Genomic DNA, 15,419 nt, shown 5'->3' with positions numbered 1-15,419 from the left:
ACGGCGGTGAAACTTGGTGAAACTAACTTGAAGGCCGCAGATTGCCGTGCAGTGCTAGCAATGACAGAAAGGGCGGCTCTGCCTTTCAGTCCTGGGACTTTTGGCCCTGGCGCAAGGCCACTCCTACCGAATAGTCTGCCCGCATGAGGAGGGTCGTCGCTGCTTACTTGGCTTCATTCAGCGCAATCACCTGGCAATGCGATTATGTCTGTCCAAGATGCCATGCGCCCGGCTTAACCTCGTGAAAACAGGCTCACCAAATCCACGGCGCCGCTGTTCTTGTTATCAAGGTTCAGCGACCCTTCGATTTCGCGCAGGTGGTTTGCCATCAGGTTTGCGGCGGCTTGAGGATCGCGTTTCGTAAAGGCTGACAGGATCAGTTCGTGGTCATCGTCACGGCAGTTTGCGACGCTGGGCGCGCCGAAGATGCCGATGATAAGCGACGTGCGCGTGACCAGTTCCTTCATCATCCGCAGCATTACGGCATTCGAGGCTATCTGGGCCAAGAGGATGTGGAACTGACCCGACAGACGAATTGCCTCGTGCCGGCTTTCGTTGTGATGGGCGTCATGTTCCATCTGCAAGTGCGCCGACAGGGTGGCGATGTCCTCGGATGTCGCGCGTTCGACCGCTAGGCGCGCAATCGTCGGTTCCAGCGCCATGCGGGCCTCGAAGACTTCTCGGGCCTGCTTTGCAGTGGGCGAAGCGACGAAGGCGCCCCGGTTCGGATGCAGTTCGACGACTTCGCGGCTGGACAGCAGCAATAGCGACCGGCGGATATGCATCCGCCCCACGCCGAACGCCTGACACAGCGCCGATTCGGAAAGTTTGGTGCCCGGCGGCAGACGCTGTTCCACCACCGCTGAAAAGATACGCTCGACGATGCTTTCTTCGACAGCTTCGTCACCGGACAGGTCTTTTCCAACAGGATAGGTCGCGGCGGTCATCTGAGGAAAAACACTCCGATTGCGTTTGCTTGCCGATAGATAGCCAGCAATAGGCGTGTCAGCAAGCCTGTATCCAAGATACGAGATTTTTGTTGACACGATTGTTAACAAAATATCTGATCGAGGCAAGAACCCCGATCAGGGGCGCCAAACCATTCATCCGGCTAACAGGGAGTTTGCCAATGCTTCGCCGTTCCTTCCTCAAGACCACCGCCCTCGCCACAGTCGCCAGCATCGCGATGCTCGGCGCAGCCCATGCAGAAAACCCCGTGCTGAAGATCGGCTTCGTTGGCGTCACCTCCGGCCCGGCCGCAGCCTGGGGCACGTCGAACCAGCGTTCGATGGAAACCCGCGCCGCCTGGATCAACGAAACCGGCGGTTACGACATCGGCGGCACGAAATACGATATCGAGATCGTGTCCTTCGATGACCAGAAAGACCCCAAGCGCGCGATCGCGGGCATGGAGCAAATGGCGCAGGCCGGGATCCACTATGTCGTCGGCCCGAACGTCGATGACGGTGCCGCAGCCGTCCGCCCAGTGGCCGAGCAGAACAACATCATGTACTTCCCCTACGCCTTCCCGAAGGAGCTTTACACCGCGCCTGCCTCGAACGCGATCCTCGGCATGGTTGCCAACTACCAGTCCGGTCCGGCAATCTACAAATACCTGATGGAAAACAACGGCGTGAAGAAGGTGGCCTTCGTTGCCGGCAACGAATCCGACCCGCTAAGCCAGCGTGACTCGGGCGCTGCCGCGGCGCGCGAACTGGGCCTCGAGGTCGTGTCCGACAGCGTGACTTACCAGATGGACACCACCGACTTCACCCCGGTGCTGCTGCCCGTGATTCAGACCGCGCCGGACCTTCTTGTGCTGTCCGGCGTGTCGCCCGCAAACGCGCCGCAGCTGATCCGTTCGGCCCGCGAACTGGGCTACACCGGGCTGATTTCCACCGAAACGGCACAGGATGCCGCTGTTCTGGCCGAAGGCGCTGGCGAACTGGCCAACGGCTTCATCTCGGTCGGCGGTGCCTCGACGCCTGAACTGGCCTCGGACATGATGAAGGAATTCGTCACCCGCTACACCGCGATGTTCGGTGAATACAACGACGAGTCCAACACCAAGGTCTATGCGCTGGAATACATCCTTGCCACGATGGCAGCCAACCCGGCGGCGATCGATGACATCGAGGCGTTCAAGACAACGATGGACACCTTCGAGGCGCCGAACCCCTACATGGTCGGCGATGCCAAGCTGAAATATGTCGGCATGACCTCGTTCGGCCAGAAGCGTCAGGTTTCGGTGCCGCTGGTTGTGAACGTCTACAAGGACGGCGCGTTCGAGACGCTGTTCGTGGCACAGGTCGACTGATCTTCCCCGCGTGACCTGGGGCCGCCCCGAACCGGGCGGCCCGCTTTTCCCCCACCGAAAACCGGAGAGCCGTGCATGGAACAGATCCTTGCCAACGGACTGTATCTTGGTGCCCAGTACGCGTTGATCGCCTTGGGCCTGACCCTGATCTTTTCGCTGATGAACGTGCTGAACTTCGCGCATGGACAGATGTATGTCTTTGGCGGGTTCGTGACCTACACTGTTGTCGCCCAATGGGGCCTGCCCTTCATCGTCGGCCTGCTGGCCTCGGCCATTATCCTTGCGATCATGGGGGCGCTGATCGAGGTGTTCCTGTTCCGCCCGGTGATCCGCAAGTCGAAACGCGACGAAAGCACCATGCTGCTGGCAGCCGGTATCGCCTTCTTCCTCGACGCGGTGATCCTATTGGTCTTCGGAGAAAAGCAGCGCGGCGTACCGAAGATCGTCGACGGCGTGTTCAACTGGGACATGCGGATCATCATGCCCTACGACCGCATCCTGATCGGGGTGCTGGCGATTGCGCTGATCGCGGGCTTCATCGCACTGATGCAGTATTCAAAGACCGGCCGCGCGATGCGCGCCCTTGCGCAGGACCGGATGGCCGCGCAACTGATGGGCGTCGACGTTGACCGCTATTCGATGATCGGCTTTGCGCTGGGGGCTATGCTGGCCGGTCTGGTCGGAGGGCTTTTGGTGACCATCACCGGCATCAACCTCGGCATGGGCGGCCCGACCTCGATCAAGGCGTTCCTGATGATCATGATCGGCGGGGCCGGCGTGATTTCGGGCGCCATCGCCGGGGGTTTCATCCTTGGCATGATGGAAAGCATCGGCCTGACCGTTTTGGCCGTTTACGGCGACATCACCTACCTCGTCATCTTCGCGACGCTGATGGTGTTCCTGGCCTTCCGCCCGCAAGGGCTGATGGGCAAACCCTGGGGTTGATGGACATGAACAAGCAAATCATCGGCATCGCTGCCTTTCTGCTGGCCGTTTTCGTGCTGGTTCCAATCCTGATCGCGGCAAGCGGGCGGTGGGATCTTTACTATACCCTCACCTCGGTAGCACTGCTTGCCATCGGCTCGGCAGGTGTGTGGCTGACGTTCTACATCGGCCGCATCAACATCGGGCAAGGGGCATATGCGCTGATGGGCGGCTATGTCTCGGCTGTCTTGATGACGCAGGCGGGGTTTTCGTTTTGGGCCACTCTGCCGATCGCGGGCATCCTTTGCGCGGCGATCTCGGTGCTGATCGGGCTGCCAATCCTGCGGCTGCGCGGCGTCTACTTCGCGATGATCACACTGGTCTTGACCGAAGTGACGCGCCTCACAGCCCTCGCCCTGCCCTTCACCAACGGTGCCAAGGGGATCACATCGATCCCGCTGCCCGGCGAGCTTTCGGTCTTCGGTGTCACGGTGATCCCCGATTTCGCCACGATGGAAAACCCGAAGCTTGCCTTCTACCTGCTGGCCGCAACGCTCATGGTGCTGACCTATGCCGCGCTCTGGCGGATCGTGAATTCCCGCCTTGGCCACCTGTGCCGCAGCCTGCAGCAGAACGAGGAACTGGCGGCGTCGATCGGGGTGAACACTGCCTACTTGCGCGTCCTGGCCTACGCGATCTCATCCTTCTTCGGCGGTCTGGCGGGGGCGGTGTTCGTGGCGATCTCGCAGTCGATCTACCCGTCGTCCTTTGCCGTCGCCGACAGCGTCAACTTCATGCTGTATTGCTTCGTCGGTGGCCTTGGCTTCGTGACCGGCCCGATGCTTGGCACGTTCCTTCTGTACTTCGGCTGGGACCTGCTGTCCGTCGCAAAGGAATACCAGCTTCTCATCTACTCCAGCGCGATGATCGCGCTGATGTTGATCCTCCCCAACGGCATCCTCAGCCTCTTTGACCGGAAAGGCGGCCGCAAATGAGCCCGATCCTTCAGATCAAGGCGGTCACCAAGAAATACGGTGGCCTGACAGCCAACAACAACATCAGCTTTGATGTGAACGAAGGCGAGATCCTGTCCGTCATCGGCCCGAACGGGGCGGGCAAATCCACCCTTTTCAAGCTGATCGCCTCGTTCGTGCCGGCAACCTCGGGCGAGGTACTGTTTCGCGGCGAACGGATTAGCAATCTTGCACCACATATCGTGGCGCGCATGGGCGTGGTGCGGACGTTCCAGGAAACCACGATCTTCAAATCCATGACGGTCCGGGAAAACATCATCGTCGCCCATCATCTGCGCTCTCGTGCGTCGCTTCTGGGCTTTTTCCTCGGCACCAAGCAGGCACGCGCGGACGAAGCCGAGTTTGGCCAGTCGGCCGACGACATCGTAGATTTCCTTGGTCTGCAGTCGATCCGGAACGAGCTTGCCTCGAACCTGCCGCAAGGCCACCTGCGCGCGCTTGGCATGGCGATCGGTCTTGCCACGAACCCAAAGGTGCTTCTTCTCGACGAACCCTTCGCCGGCATGAACCACGACGAGACGATGCGGATGGTCACGCAAGTGCGCCGCCTGCGCGACGAACGCGGGGTGACGGTGATGCTGGTGGAACACGACATGCCGGCGGTGATGAAAATCTCTGACCGGATCGTCGTGATCAACTTTGGCGAAAAGATCGCCGAAGGCACGCCCACCGAAATTCAGGCCAATCCGAAGGTGATCGAGGCCTACCTCGGTTCCGAAGATGCAGCGATCGGGATGTAAGCCATGACAGAGATGCTGAACTTCAAGGACGTGGAACTGTATTACGACCACGTCTACGCGCTGAAGGGCGTGTCGCTGAACCTGCAACAGGGCGAGACCGTCGCCCTGATCGGGGCCAATGGCGCGGGCAAATCGTCGATCCTTCGGGCGATCACCGGCCTTCGCAAGATCAAGTCCGGGTCGATCACTTTCATGGGTGAACGGCTGGATGGCACATCCGCTGCCGACATCGTGAAGAAGGGCATCGCAATGGTGCCGGAAGGCCGCCGGGTCTTTCCCTTCATGTCGGTCAAGGACAACCTTCTGATGGGCGCCTTCACCCGCACCGACAAGACCGAAATCGCCAACACGCTGGACAGCATCCTGACCCGCTTTCCACGCCTGAAGGAACGCTATACCCAGCAGGCAAGCACCCTTTCAGGGGGCGAGCAGCAGATGATGGTGATCGGCCGCGCGCTGATGGCAAAACCGAAGCTTCTGCTCCTTGATGAACCCTCGCTCGGCATCGCGCCGAAGCTGGTGCAGGACATCGCTCGCGCCATCGTGGCGATCAGCCGCGATGAAAAGGTGACGGTCCTGCTGGTCGAACAGAACAGCCGGATGGCGCTTTCGATCTCAAGCCGGGCCTACGCCATGTCGACCGGATCGGTGGTGCTGACTGGCAACTCGAAAGACCTGATGGGCGATGACCGGATCAAGGCCGCCTATCTTGGAGGTGATCTTTAAGATGCGCATTCTGGTAGTGAACCCGAACACGACCGCCTCGATGACCGAAAAGATCGGCGCGGCTGCCCGTCGGGTGGCAAGCCCCGGGACCGAGATCGTCGCGGTCAACCCGGCGGTCGGTCCGGCATCGATCGAAGGCTTCTACGATGAGGCGATGTCGCTGGCGGGGATGCTTGACGTGATCGGGCGCACGACAGGTTATGACGCGGTGGTCATCGCCTGTTTTGACGACACCGGCCTTGATGCGGCGCGCTGCCTGACCGACAAGCCGGTGATCGGCATCGGCGAAGCCGCGTATCACTACGCCTCGATGATCGCCAACAAGTTCAGCGTGGTGACCACGCTTGGGCGGTCCGTTCCCGCGCTTGAACACAACCTGCACCGCTATGGGCTGATGGCGCGCTGCGCGCGGGTCCGGTCGTCGGAAGTGGCGGTGCTGGAACTGGAACACCCCGGATCAGACGCCTGCGCCCGCATCAGTGCCGAGATCGGTCGCGCCGTTGCCGAAGATCGGGCAGAGGCGATAGTGCTTGGCTGCGCCGGCATGGCCGATCTGGCCGAAAGCCTTGGGCAGGAACACGGGCTGCCGGTGCTGGACGGAGTGACCTGCGCCGTGGGTCTGGCTGAATCAATGGTGCGGCTGGGGATTTTCACCTCACGTCTCGGCGGTTACAGCCCGCCCCCGGCGCACAAGCGCTGACACAGACGGAAACGACGGCGCAAGCGGTCAGACCTGACGGCACAGCTGCGGCCGGTGGTGAAACTGACCACCTTCGCCAGTCATTTTGGTGGCATGCATCGCTTGCGGTTCAATCGGGCCCTTGGGCATGTATACTGCGCGCGATGCGAAGCACGGGTACAGCATGGCGGTGACGCTGAAAGAGGTGGCAGAGCGGGCCGGGGTGTCGCGCTCGGCGGTGTCGCGGGCGTTTACCGATGGGGCATCGGTGTCTGCCAAGACGCGGGCAAAGGTCGAAAAGGCCGCCATCGAACTGGGCTACGCGCCGAACGCGCTGGCCTCCAGCCTGACGACGGGGCGCACTAAGCTGATCGGATTGATCGCAAACAATTTTCACAACCCGCTGATCCTTGAGGTGTTCGACCTGTTCACCCGGGGGCTGCAGGACCGGGGTTTGCGGCCGCTTTTGGTCAACCTCAGTGAGGCGACGGACCCGAGGGCCTCGGTGCGGATGCTGCGGCAGTATTCGGTCGATGGGGTGATCGTGGCGTCGTCGACCCTGCCCACCAGCTTTGCCGAGGCGTTCAAGACGGCCGGGCTGCCCGTCGTCCACGCCTTCGGGCGCAAGTCAGCAGCGCCAGATGTGCCGGTGGTCGGGATCGACAACGTGGCCTGCGGGCGGATGGCTGCTGAGGCGTTGCTGGCCAGAGGCTACCGAAAGGTCGGGTTTCTGGGCGGGCCCGCGATGGCAACCTCCACGCAGGACCGTGCGACCGGGTTTCTGGATGCGATCCGGGGGCACGCGGGCATCAGCGTCAAGGTGTCGTACGCCGATGCCTATACCTTTGACGCCGGGCGCGCGGAAATGCAGCGGCTGCTCGCCGCGCCGCAAGAGGCGTATTTCTGTGGCGACGATCTTCTGGCCGTCGGCGCGTTGAGTGCCATCACGGATGCCGGGCTCTCAGTACCGGGCGACATCGGGCTGATCGGGCTGAACGACATGGAAATGTCGCGCTGGCAGAACATCGGGCTGACCACGATCCATCAGCCAGTGGCGCAGATCATCGAGGCGGCGATCGACCTTGTAGTCGCGACCATAGAGAAGCCGGACCGCCCTGCGGAGGTCCGGCTGTTCGCCTGCCACGTGGTGGAACGGCGGACGCTGCGCCCGAAGGCCTAGCGGAACATCGGCGGGCGGGCATCCATCCAGGTGCCGCCGGCTTTGGCCGAAGCCACCGCCGTATGCACCGCCGCCATCGACCGCACACCGCTTGGCGCCGTGGGCAGGCCGTCGCGCGCCGTGCCACGGATCACGTCCGCCAGATCGCAATAGATATTCGCCACTGCCAGCGGGAAGCCTTCAGGGTGCGCGATGGCAACCCGGCTCAGGCGCTTGGCGTCGTCGTAAAGCCCGCCCTCGCCCTTTTCCATGATCTGCGTGCGCCCGCCGACGGGCGTGTAGATCAACTGGTTCGGCTGTTCCGACGCCCAGCGGAACCCGCCGGTTTCGCCGAAAACCTGAATGTCGAAGCCATGCTGCCGCCCGATGGCGACGGACGACGTCCACAGACGGCCAACCGTGCCCTTCGACATGCGGAAGTTGACCATCGCGTCATCCTCCAACTGGCGGGAGGGGATGGTCGAGGCGAAGTCGGCGGACAGCCTCTCCACCTCGTCGTCGCAGATGAAGCTGGCCATGTGCAGCGCATGGATCCCGCAATCGGCGAACTGGCCCGAGACACCCGCCATCGCCGGGTCATAGCGCCAGCGAACACGCGGGTTGTCGGCATCCGCCGCGTCGCCGTGATGGCCGTGGCTGAAGTTCGTGACGACCAGCCGAACGCGGCCAATATCGCCGTTGCGCACCATCGCGCGGGCCTGCCGGACCATAGGGTAGGCCGAATAACAGTAGTTCACCGCGCAGATCTTGCCCGTCTTTGCCGCAATGCGGACGATTTCTTCGCCCTCTTCCACCGTCACCGTCATCGGCTTTTCACACAGCACGTTGAACCCGGCTTCAAGGAACGCCTTGGTGATCTGAAAATGGGTGGAGTTCGGGGTGGCAACGGTCACAAGGTCCACCCGATCGGGGCGGTTCCGCTCACCGGCCAGCATTTCGGTCCAGTCGCCATAGGCGCGGTCGGGGGCCACGCCCAGACGTTGCGCATAGTCCCGGCCCACGTCGGGGCGGTGATCCAATGCGCCAGCGGCGAGTGTGAAGTGACCGTCAGCCAGCGCGCCAAGCCGGTGGGCCGGCCCGATCTGGCTACCTTCGCCGCCGCCGATCATGCCCCATTTCAGTTGTGCCATGCTGGTGGTCCTCAGTTGAAGCCGATGGATTCAAGATATTCGCGGTTCGCCTGTGCATCGTCTTTCGGACGGACGTCAAGCGTGGGGTCGCAATCCTGTTCGACGGTGCACCAACCCTCGAACCCCGCATCCAGCAGGATCTGGCGGACAGCGGGGAAATCCACGTCGCCCTTGCCAAGGTTGCAGAAGATGCCCTGTCCGCAGGCGTCGTAAAATCCGGTGCTGTTGGCGATGGCGCGGGCCTTCACGACGGGGTCGATGTCCTTGAAATGCATGTAGGAGATGCGGTCGATATGGCGGCGCATGAAGGCCACCGGGTCGAAGCCCGCGTAGGAATGGTGGCCGGTGTCGAAGCAGATCTTCAGGATGCTCTCGTCGACTTCGTTCAACAACCGCTCCAGTTCCGGTTCAAAGTCGATGAAGCCTGCGGCATGGGCGTGGATGCCGACTGTCAGGCCATACTCCTCGGCCCCAAGTCTTGCGACTTTGGTGATGCGGTCGCGAAACGCAGCCCATTCGGCAGAATCCATCTGTTCGGCGTCAGCCGCCCGGCCCGCAGTCGGAGCTCGGCGGGGCGAGATCGAGTCGATCAGAACCAGATGCTTCGCGCCATGCGCCACAAGCGCCTTGCAGGTGCGGTCGGCAGCGTCCCAGACCTCGTCCCATTTCGCAGGGTCGTGGAACGGGCGGAACACGACGCCGCCGATCAGCTCCAGCCCGTTTTCGGCCAGCGCCTCGCCCAGGATCGCTGGGTCTTCGGGCATGAAGCCGATGGGACCAAGCTCGATGCCGCGGTAGCCCGCATCGGCGCATTCCTTCAGCACCTGACGCCAAGTGGGGTTGCGCGGGTCGTCTGCAAATTCCACGCCCCAAGAGCAGGGGGCGTTGCCGATACGGATGGTCATGTGGTCCTCATGTTTGCGCAACGGCGTGCCAGCGGCCGTCGTCGGATGCCTTGAAGGCGGTGTCGATGATCCGGGAAACGGCCAGACCGTCGCGGAATGTGGGCCAGACCGGTTTGCCGCTGGCAATCGCTTGCAGAAAATCCCGCGCCTCGATGATGATCTGGTCCTGATAGCCGGTGCCGTGGCCCGGTCCCTGACAGAAGGCGGCGTAGTTCGGGTGCGCGGGGCCGGTCAGGATGCGGGTAAAGCCGCGCGTCGCCTCGGGCCCTTCGGCACGGTAGAGGTGGACGGCGTTCTGATCTTCCTGGTCAAAGCGGATCGCGCCTTTGGTCCCATGAATCTCGTAGGCATAGCCCATCTTGCGCCCGGTCGCGACACGGCTGACGAACAGGTGCCCCATGACGCCACTGGCGAAACGCAGCATCAGTTGCGCCTGATCGTCATTGTCCACCGGAGCGGGGCCGTTCGGGCCGGGGCGGGTGGCGTGGACGGTTTCGATCCGGGCGGAAAGTTCGGCGACCGGCCCCATCAGCGCCAAGACGCAGTTGATCGGATGCGGCGCAAGGTCACCCATGCAGCCGTTGGCGCGGCCCGAGGTGCGCCATGTGGCGGGCAACGACGGGTCGGCCAGAAAATCCTCGGTATGTTCGCCGCGAAACCACGTAAGGTCGCCGATGGCACCCTCGGCCAGAAGCTGGATGACGAACTGCGTGGCGGGCGTCCGGACGTAATTGAACCCGATCATGTTCGGCAACCCCGACGCCTCAGCCGCCGCCGTCATCGCAAGCGCATCTTCCAGCGAAGCACCCAGCGGTTTTTCGCAGAACACCGGCTTGCCGGCGGCAAATGCCGCCTCGGCAATCGCGCGGTGGGTGGATTGCGGCGAGGCGATGACCACTGCCTGAACCTTCGGGTCGGCCACCAGTTCCCGCCAGTCGCGCGCGGCGCGGGCAAAGCCATAGGCGCGGCGGTAGCCTTCTGCAGACGCGGGGCTGGAGGCGGCGATCAGTTCCAGCCGGGGGCGCAGGGGGGTATCGAACACCGCTGCGACGGCAGAATAGGCGACAGCGTGGGCCTTGCCCATGTAGCCGCCCCCGACAAGTCCGATCCCGATCTCGGTCACGCCTGAACTCCCCCGATGCCGGTATTGCAACCGGTTGCAAAATATGTATCCTCAGTCACCATAGCGCGCAAGTGGCTTTGCGGGCAGTCGAGAACGAGGAAAGAATGACCGACAGCATCCGGCTGACCGTGGCGCAGGCAATCGTGCGCTGGCTGATGAACCAGTTCATCGACATCGACGGGGTCGAAACACGGATCTGCGGCGGGGGCTTCGGCATTTTCGGCCACGGCAACGTGCCCTGTATGGGCGAGGCGCTCTATCCGGTGCAGGCCGAGATGCCGCTTTACCGCGGGCAGAACGAGCAAAGCATGGGGTTCGCCGCAGCGGCCTACGCCAAGCATCACCTGCGCCGCCGCTTCATGTTCTGCACCGCCAGCGCCGGGCCCGGCACGGCGAACCTGTTGACTGCGGCTGCCTTGGCCCATGCGAACCGCCTGCCGATGCTGATGCTGTGTGGCGATACGTTCCTGACCCGCCTGCCCGACCCGGTGCTGCAACAGCTTGAACACTTCGGCAACCCCACCATCGGCGTGAACGACGCCTTCAAGGCGGTCAGTCGCTATTGGGACCGGATCACCCACCCCGCGCAAATCCTGCAGTCGTTGCCGGCCGCCTTGGCCACCATGCTCGACCCCGCCGATTGCGGGCCGGCGTTCCTTGGCCTGCCGCAGGATTTGCAGGGCTGGGCATATGACTACCCGACCCAATTCTTTGCGCGGCGGGTGCACCGCATCCGCAGGCAAGCCCCCGACGCGCTGGAAATCGCCGTAGCCGTGGCGCTCTTGCGCGCGGCCAAGCGCCCGGTGATCGTGGCAGGCGGCGGAGTGCAGTATTCCTTCGCGGTGGCGGAGTTGACCGCTTTTGCCGAAGCACATGGCATCCCCGTGGTCGAGACCATCGCGGGGCGGGCGAACCTGCTGGCAGAGCATCCGTTGAACATCGGCCCCCTTGGCGTGACGGGGTCGGACAGCGCCAACACCATAGCGGGGGCGGCAGATGTGGTGCTGGCGGTCGGCACGCGGTTGCAGGATTTCACCACCGGGTCCTGGACGGTGTTCGCACCCGATGCCCAGCTGATCGGGCTGAACGCCGGGCGCCACGATGCGGCCAAGCATCAATCCCTGGCCGTGGTCGGCGATGCAAAGTTGGGACTTCTGGCGCTGGGGGCGGGCCTTGCCGGCCACCATGCGGCGGCGGAGTGGACAGCGCGGGCGCAAGCGGAACGCAAGCTCTGGGACGCCTATGTTGCGGGCAACGTGGCGCATGGCAACCGACCCAACTCCTATGCTCAGGCGATCGGCGTGGTGAACGCGATTTGCCATCCGCGCGACCGGGTGGTGACGGCAGCGGGCGGGCTGCCTGCCGAGGTAACCGCCAACTGGCGCACGCTGGGCATCGGCACGGTGGACGTGGAGTTCGGCTTTTCCTGCATGGGTTATGAAATTGCTGGCGGCTGGGGCGCGCGGATTGCACAAAGCGAGCATGAGGCTGACCGTGACACCATCGTCTTCGTCGGCGACGGCAGTTACCTCTTGATGAACTCCGACATTTATTCCTCGGTCCTGACGGGCAAGAAGCTGATCGTGCTGGTGCTGGACAACGGCGGTTTCGCGGTAATCAACAAGCTGCAGAACAACACTGGACAGGCCAGTTTCAACAACCTGATCGCCGATTGCCCTACCGTGCCAGAGCCGTTCACGGTGGATTTCGAAGCCCACGCCCGCGCGATGGGTGCAAATGCCGAAACCGTGGCGAACCCCGCCGAACTGGCCGAAGCGTTCAAGCGCGCAAAGGCCGCGACCAAGACCAGCGTGATCGTGATGCAGGTCGATCCCTACGAGGGCTGGACGACGCAAGGCCACGCCTGGTGGGAGATCGGGACTGCAGAGGTCTCGGCTACGCCCACGGTCCGCCACAAGCACGCCGAGGTAGAAGCCGGGCGCGCTGGCCAGCGTCGGGGCGTGTGATGTCCGACCTTTCGCGCCTCGCTGGCGGCAGGTTTCTGGTGATCGGGCGGGCGGGGATGGACCTTTACGCCGATCCACCGGGAACGCGGGTCGAGGAGGCCACGCGGTTCACCACCGCTCTGGGGGGATCGTCGGCCAATATCTCGGTGGCCCTGGTGCGACAGGGCTGCCGCGCGGCACTACTGACCTGCGTGTCGGACGATGCGGTGGGGCGGTTCTGTCTGAACCAGCTGGACGCCTACGGTGTCGAGCGAACTCATGTGCGCAGCGTTGCGGGCGAAGCGCGAAACTCGCTGGCGGTGGTGGAGACCCGGCTGGAGAACTGCCAATCGGTGATCTATCGCAACAACGCTGCCGATTTCGCGATGACGGTGCCTGATGTGGAAGCGGTGGATTTCACCGGCTTTTCGGCGCTGATCACCACCGGTACGGTGCTGGCGGCGGACCCTTCGCGCAGTGCTGCGTTCCGGGCCTTCGATCTGGCGCGGGCTGCGGGGGTGCCGCTTATCTTTGACATCGACTACCGGCCCTACTCCTGGCCTTCGCCAGCGGTGGCAGAGGAAGTCTACTCCCGCGCCGGGGCGCTGTGTGACGTGATCGTCGGCAATGACGTGGAGTTCGGCTTCATGGCCGGCCACCTTGACCGGGGGCTCGACAAGGCGCGCGATCTGGTGCGCGGCGGGGCGGGACTGGTGGTCTACAAGATGGGCGAGAAGGGTGCGATCACCCTGGCGCCCGAGGGCGAGTTCCAGACCGGCATCTACCGGACCGAGGCGTTGAAGCCTACCGGCGCGGGCGACAGTTTTCTGGGCGCGCTGATCGCGGCGTTGGCGCGGGGCATGCCGGTCAGGCAAGCCGTCTTGCGCGGATCAGCCGCCGCCGCGATGGTTGTCGCGCGTGTCGGCTGCGCCCCGGCGATGCCCAGCATTGCCGAACTTGACACTTTCCTTGCCGATCACACCGGCCCCACGGCCTGAGAGGACGCAGATGCACATCGCCCCCCACGACAACCAGAACCGGCCCATCGTCGATGTGGATGACGCGCATGTGCCGCTGGTCTATTTCAACATTGTACGGCTGCGCGCAGGCGAGCATTTCGATTACCGCGTGCCGGGGTATGAAACCTGCGTGGTGCCCGCCACCGGCACGGTGACAGTGGAAACGATGGGCGAGACCTTCGCCGCCATCGGGAACAGGGGTGTCGACGTCTGGGACGGCGAGCCGGAAGGGGTTTACGTGCCATCTGGCAGCGGCGCGCGGATCACCGCGCTGACCGAGACCGAGGTGTTCATCGCCGGCGCCAAGTTCGCCGAGACGTTGCGACCGTTCGCCGTGCGGGCGGCGGAAATCGACCGTGTGCAATACGGCTCGGATGACACCAAGACGCACCGCAAGATCAAGCATATCCTCGGTGCCGCCTACCACGACCGCGTCGGCCGCCTGCTGGTATCGGAGCTGTTCACCGTGGGTGCAGGCGGCTGGTCGGGGTTTCCAAGTCACAAGCACGACACGGACCGCTTGCCCGAAGAAACCCGGCATGACGAATGCTACAACTTCCGCTTCCGGCCCGACTACGGCTCGGGCCTGCAGATGCTGCAGCGGGTGGATAACCAACCTGGTGACGCCTATCACATCATGAACCGCTCCACCGTGCTGATCGACAACGGCTACCACCCCTGCTGCGTGCTGCCGGGGTATGAGATGTATTATTTCACCATCCTCGGCGGACTTAGCCAGCGCAGCCTGAAGCAGCATTTCCAGCCAACTCACGCCGCGCAGCTTCATACCATCCCGGGGATCATGGACATGGTGGCCAAGTTCAAATGACGCTGGCCACCCTTGCCGATGTGTTGCGGCCAGCCTTGGCCGGGGGCTACGCGGTGCCGGGGCTGGTCTGCCTTGGCTGGGAAGATATGCGCGCCTATGTGGCCGCCGCCGAGGCCGAGCGCGCGCCGGTGATCCTGCAAGCCGGGCCGGGCTGCCGGGCGCATACACCGCTGCCCGTGCTGGGCGCGATGTTCCGGCATCTGGCGGCCAACGCCTCGGTGCCTGTTGTGGCGCACCTGGACCACGGCACGTCGCTGGACGAATGCCGCGCCGCGCTGGATGCGGGGTTCACCTCGCTGATGTTCGACGGCTCGCGCCTGCCGTTGGAGGAGAACATCGCGGCGACGGCTGCGGTGGCCCGTCTTGCCCATGCGGCGGGGGTGTCCTGCGAGGGCGAGATCGGCTTCGTGGGCTATGCGGGTGGCGAGCAGTCGGCGGGGACAGACCCCGAAGAAGCCGCGCGCTTTGCCCGTGAAACGGGGGTGGACGCGATGGCGGTTTCGGTCGGCAACCTACACCTGCAAACCGGCCCGGGCCGCGCGCTGGACATCGCGCGCCTCAGGGCGATCGAGGCGGTGACCGAGGTGTCCTTGGTCATTCACGGTGGGTCGGGTGTGCCGTTGGCTGACCGTGCGATGCTGGCCGCGAGCAGCAGGATTGCCAAGTTCAACATCGGCACCGAGTTGCGAATGGCCTTTGGCGCCGCACTGCGCGAAGCGGTGGCACGCGATCCGACACGTTTCGATCGCATTGCCATATTGCGTGAAACCGAAGCGCCGGTGATGGCCGCCGCGCGCACGGTGATGCGCGGGCTGGGCGCCAGCGGGCGGGCCTGACAGACTTGACCTGCGTCAAGGGCCGGGCACG

The 15,419-nt window shown here is 63.6% G+C and carries 15 protein-coding genes; 11 read left to right on the top strand and 4 right to left on the bottom strand.

The genetic code is table 11. From position 1 onward, the window contains the following. Window positions 1–233 precede the first annotated feature (233 nt). Window positions 234–1,058 (bottom strand): GntR family transcriptional regulator, encoded by an 825-nt coding sequence (locus ACROUL_RS19975; protein WP_431301176.1) that lies wholly within the window; start codon window positions 1,056–1,058, stop codon window positions 234–236. 71 nt (window positions 1,059–1,129) lie between these two features. On the opposite strand from ACROUL_RS19975, the gene ACROUL_RS19970 reads away from it, so the two are divergent. The 7 genes from ACROUL_RS19970 to ACROUL_RS19940 all read left to right on the top strand — a co-directional run bounded on the left by ACROUL_RS19970 (window position 1,130) and on the right by ACROUL_RS19940 (window position 7,600). Beyond that, window positions 1,130–2,317 carry an ABC transporter substrate-binding protein gene (locus ACROUL_RS19970; RefSeq protein ID WP_431301175.1) on the top strand — a complete coding sequence of 396 codons (1,188 nt, stop codon included), beginning with the start codon at window positions 1,130–1,132 and terminating at the stop codon, window positions 2,315–2,317. Window positions 2,318–2,392: 75 nt separating this feature from the next. Then, entirely contained in the window at window positions 2,393–3,262 is an 870-nt protein-coding gene (locus tag ACROUL_RS19965) for a branched-chain amino acid ABC transporter permease (RefSeq protein WP_431301174.1), read from the top strand. Then, window positions 3,262–4,236 carry a branched-chain amino acid ABC transporter permease gene (locus ACROUL_RS19960; protein ID WP_431301173.1) on the top strand — a complete coding sequence of 325 codons (975 nt, stop codon included), beginning with the start codon at window positions 3,262–3,264 and terminating at the stop codon, window positions 4,234–4,236. The genes ACROUL_RS19965 and ACROUL_RS19960 overlap by 1 nt, the downstream gene beginning before the upstream one ends. After that, the gene (locus ACROUL_RS19955; protein WP_431301172.1) at window positions 4,233–5,015 is read left to right on the top strand and encodes an ABC transporter ATP-binding protein; all 783 of its coding nucleotides are present in this window, start codon (window positions 4,233–4,235) and stop codon (window positions 5,013–5,015) included. Before ACROUL_RS19960 ends, ACROUL_RS19955 begins: the two co-directional genes overlap by 4 nt. Window positions 5,016–5,018: 3 nt before the next feature. After that, window positions 5,019–5,741: an ABC transporter ATP-binding protein gene (locus ACROUL_RS19950; protein ID WP_431301171.1), complete on the top strand. Its 723-nt coding sequence runs from the start codon at window positions 5,019–5,021 to the stop codon at window positions 5,739–5,741. Between the two features lies 1 nt (window position 5,742). Beyond that, the gene (locus tag ACROUL_RS19945; protein WP_431301170.1) at window positions 5,743–6,441 is read left to right on the top strand and encodes an aspartate/glutamate racemase family protein; all 699 of its coding nucleotides are present in this window, start codon (window positions 5,743–5,745) and stop codon (window positions 6,439–6,441) included. Window positions 6,442–6,604: 163 nt separating this feature from the next. Beyond that, window positions 6,605–7,600, top strand: coding sequence for a LacI family DNA-binding transcriptional regulator (locus ACROUL_RS19940; protein ID WP_431301348.1), 996 nt, complete (start codon window positions 6,605–6,607; stop codon window positions 7,598–7,600). Here ACROUL_RS19940 and ACROUL_RS19935 read toward each other — a convergent pair. The 3 genes from ACROUL_RS19935 to ACROUL_RS19925 are packed head-to-tail and all read right to left on the bottom strand — an operon-like array spanning window position 7,597 to window position 10,758. Further along, entirely contained in the window at window positions 7,597–8,730 is a 1,134-nt protein-coding gene (locus ACROUL_RS19935) for a Gfo/Idh/MocA family protein (protein WP_431301169.1), read from the bottom strand. The two genes, ACROUL_RS19940 and ACROUL_RS19935, sit on opposite strands and share 4 nt — an antisense overlap. A gap of 11 nt (window positions 8,731–8,741) precedes the next feature. Next, window positions 8,742–9,635 carry a sugar phosphate isomerase/epimerase family protein gene (locus ACROUL_RS19930; RefSeq protein WP_431301168.1) on the bottom strand — a complete coding sequence of 298 codons (894 nt, stop codon included), beginning with the start codon at window positions 9,633–9,635 and terminating at the stop codon, window positions 8,742–8,744. A 7-nt stretch (window positions 9,636–9,642) separates the two neighbouring features. Continuing rightward, window positions 9,643–10,758 (bottom strand): Gfo/Idh/MocA family protein, encoded by a 1,116-nt coding sequence (locus ACROUL_RS19925; RefSeq protein ID WP_431301167.1) that lies wholly within the window; start codon window positions 10,756–10,758, stop codon window positions 9,643–9,645. 104 nt (window positions 10,759–10,862) lie between these two features. Between ACROUL_RS19925 and iolD the strand changes: the two genes are divergently transcribed. Genes iolD through ACROUL_RS19905 form a run of 4 tightly spaced genes read left to right on the top strand, consistent with a single transcriptional unit; the run spans window position 10,863 to window position 15,388 of the window. Then, a complete protein-coding gene (iolD, locus tag ACROUL_RS19920; RefSeq protein WP_431301166.1) occupies window positions 10,863–12,725 on the top strand; it encodes a 3D-(3,5/4)-trihydroxycyclohexane-1,2-dione acylhydrolase (decyclizing) in 1,863 nt (620 codons plus the stop codon). After that, on the top strand, window positions 12,725–13,702 hold the full coding sequence (iolC, locus tag ACROUL_RS19915) for a 5-dehydro-2-deoxygluconokinase (RefSeq protein WP_431301165.1): 978 nt from the start codon (window positions 12,725–12,727) through the stop codon (window positions 13,700–13,702). Before iolD ends, iolC begins: the two co-directional genes overlap by 1 nt. A gap of 10 nt (window positions 13,703–13,712) precedes the next feature. After that, window positions 13,713–14,552, top strand: coding sequence for a 5-deoxy-glucuronate isomerase (locus tag ACROUL_RS19910; protein ID WP_431301164.1), 840 nt, complete (start codon window positions 13,713–13,715; stop codon window positions 14,550–14,552). Then, the gene (locus ACROUL_RS19905) at window positions 14,549–15,388 is read left to right on the top strand and encodes a class II fructose-bisphosphate aldolase (protein WP_431301163.1); all 840 of its coding nucleotides are present in this window, start codon (window positions 14,549–14,551) and stop codon (window positions 15,386–15,388) included. The genes ACROUL_RS19910 and ACROUL_RS19905 overlap by 4 nt, the downstream gene beginning before the upstream one ends. Window positions 15,389–15,419 lie beyond the last annotated feature (31 nt).

The sequence above is a fragment of the Tabrizicola sp. BL-A-41-H6 genome (assembly GCF_050632395.1).
Lineage (GTDB): Bacteria > Pseudomonadota > Alphaproteobacteria > Rhodobacterales > Rhodobacteraceae > JAUYQR01.
Note: the sequence above shows the minus strand (reverse complement) of the source record. Positions and strands in the feature narration are given on the sequence as shown.

Bases quoted from the DNA above. Each gene is read 5' to 3' on its own strand.
- ACROUL_RS19970 (WP_431301175.1), top strand. From the start codon at position 1,130: ATGCTTCGCCGTTCCTTCCTCAAGACCACCGCCCTCGCCACAGTCGCC.
- ACROUL_RS19945 (WP_431301170.1), top strand. From the start codon at position 5,743: ATGCGCATTCTGGTAGTGAACCCGAACACGACCGCCTCGATGACCGAA.
- iolC (WP_431301165.1), top strand. From the start codon at position 12,725: ATGTCCGACCTTTCGCGCCTCGCTGGCGGCAGGTTTCTGGTGATCGGG.
- ACROUL_RS19965 (WP_431301174.1), top strand. From the start codon at position 2,393: ATGGAACAGATCCTTGCCAACGGACTGTATCTTGGTGCCCAGTACGCG.
- ACROUL_RS19905 (WP_431301163.1), top strand. From the start codon at position 14,549: ATGACGCTGGCCACCCTTGCCGATGTGTTGCGGCCAGCCTTGGCCGGG.
- ACROUL_RS19935 (WP_431301169.1), bottom strand. From the start codon at position 8,730: ATGGCACAACTGAAATGGGGCATGATCGGCGGCGGCGAAGGTAGCCAG.
- ACROUL_RS19950 (WP_431301171.1), top strand. From the start codon at position 5,019: ATGACAGAGATGCTGAACTTCAAGGACGTGGAACTGTATTACGACCAC.
- ACROUL_RS19940 (WP_431301348.1), top strand. From the start codon at position 6,605: ATGGCGGTGACGCTGAAAGAGGTGGCAGAGCGGGCCGGGGTGTCGCGC.
- iolD (WP_431301166.1), top strand. From the start codon at position 10,863: ATGACCGACAGCATCCGGCTGACCGTGGCGCAGGCAATCGTGCGCTGG.
- ACROUL_RS19960 (WP_431301173.1), top strand. From the start codon at position 3,262: ATGGACATGAACAAGCAAATCATCGGCATCGCTGCCTTTCTGCTGGCC.
- ACROUL_RS19930 (WP_431301168.1), bottom strand. From the start codon at position 9,635: ATGACCATCCGTATCGGCAACGCCCCCTGCTCTTGGGGCGTGGAATTT.
- ACROUL_RS19910 (WP_431301164.1), top strand. From the start codon at position 13,713: ATGCACATCGCCCCCCACGACAACCAGAACCGGCCCATCGTCGATGTG.
- ACROUL_RS19955 (WP_431301172.1), top strand. From the start codon at position 4,233: ATGAGCCCGATCCTTCAGATCAAGGCGGTCACCAAGAAATACGGTGGC.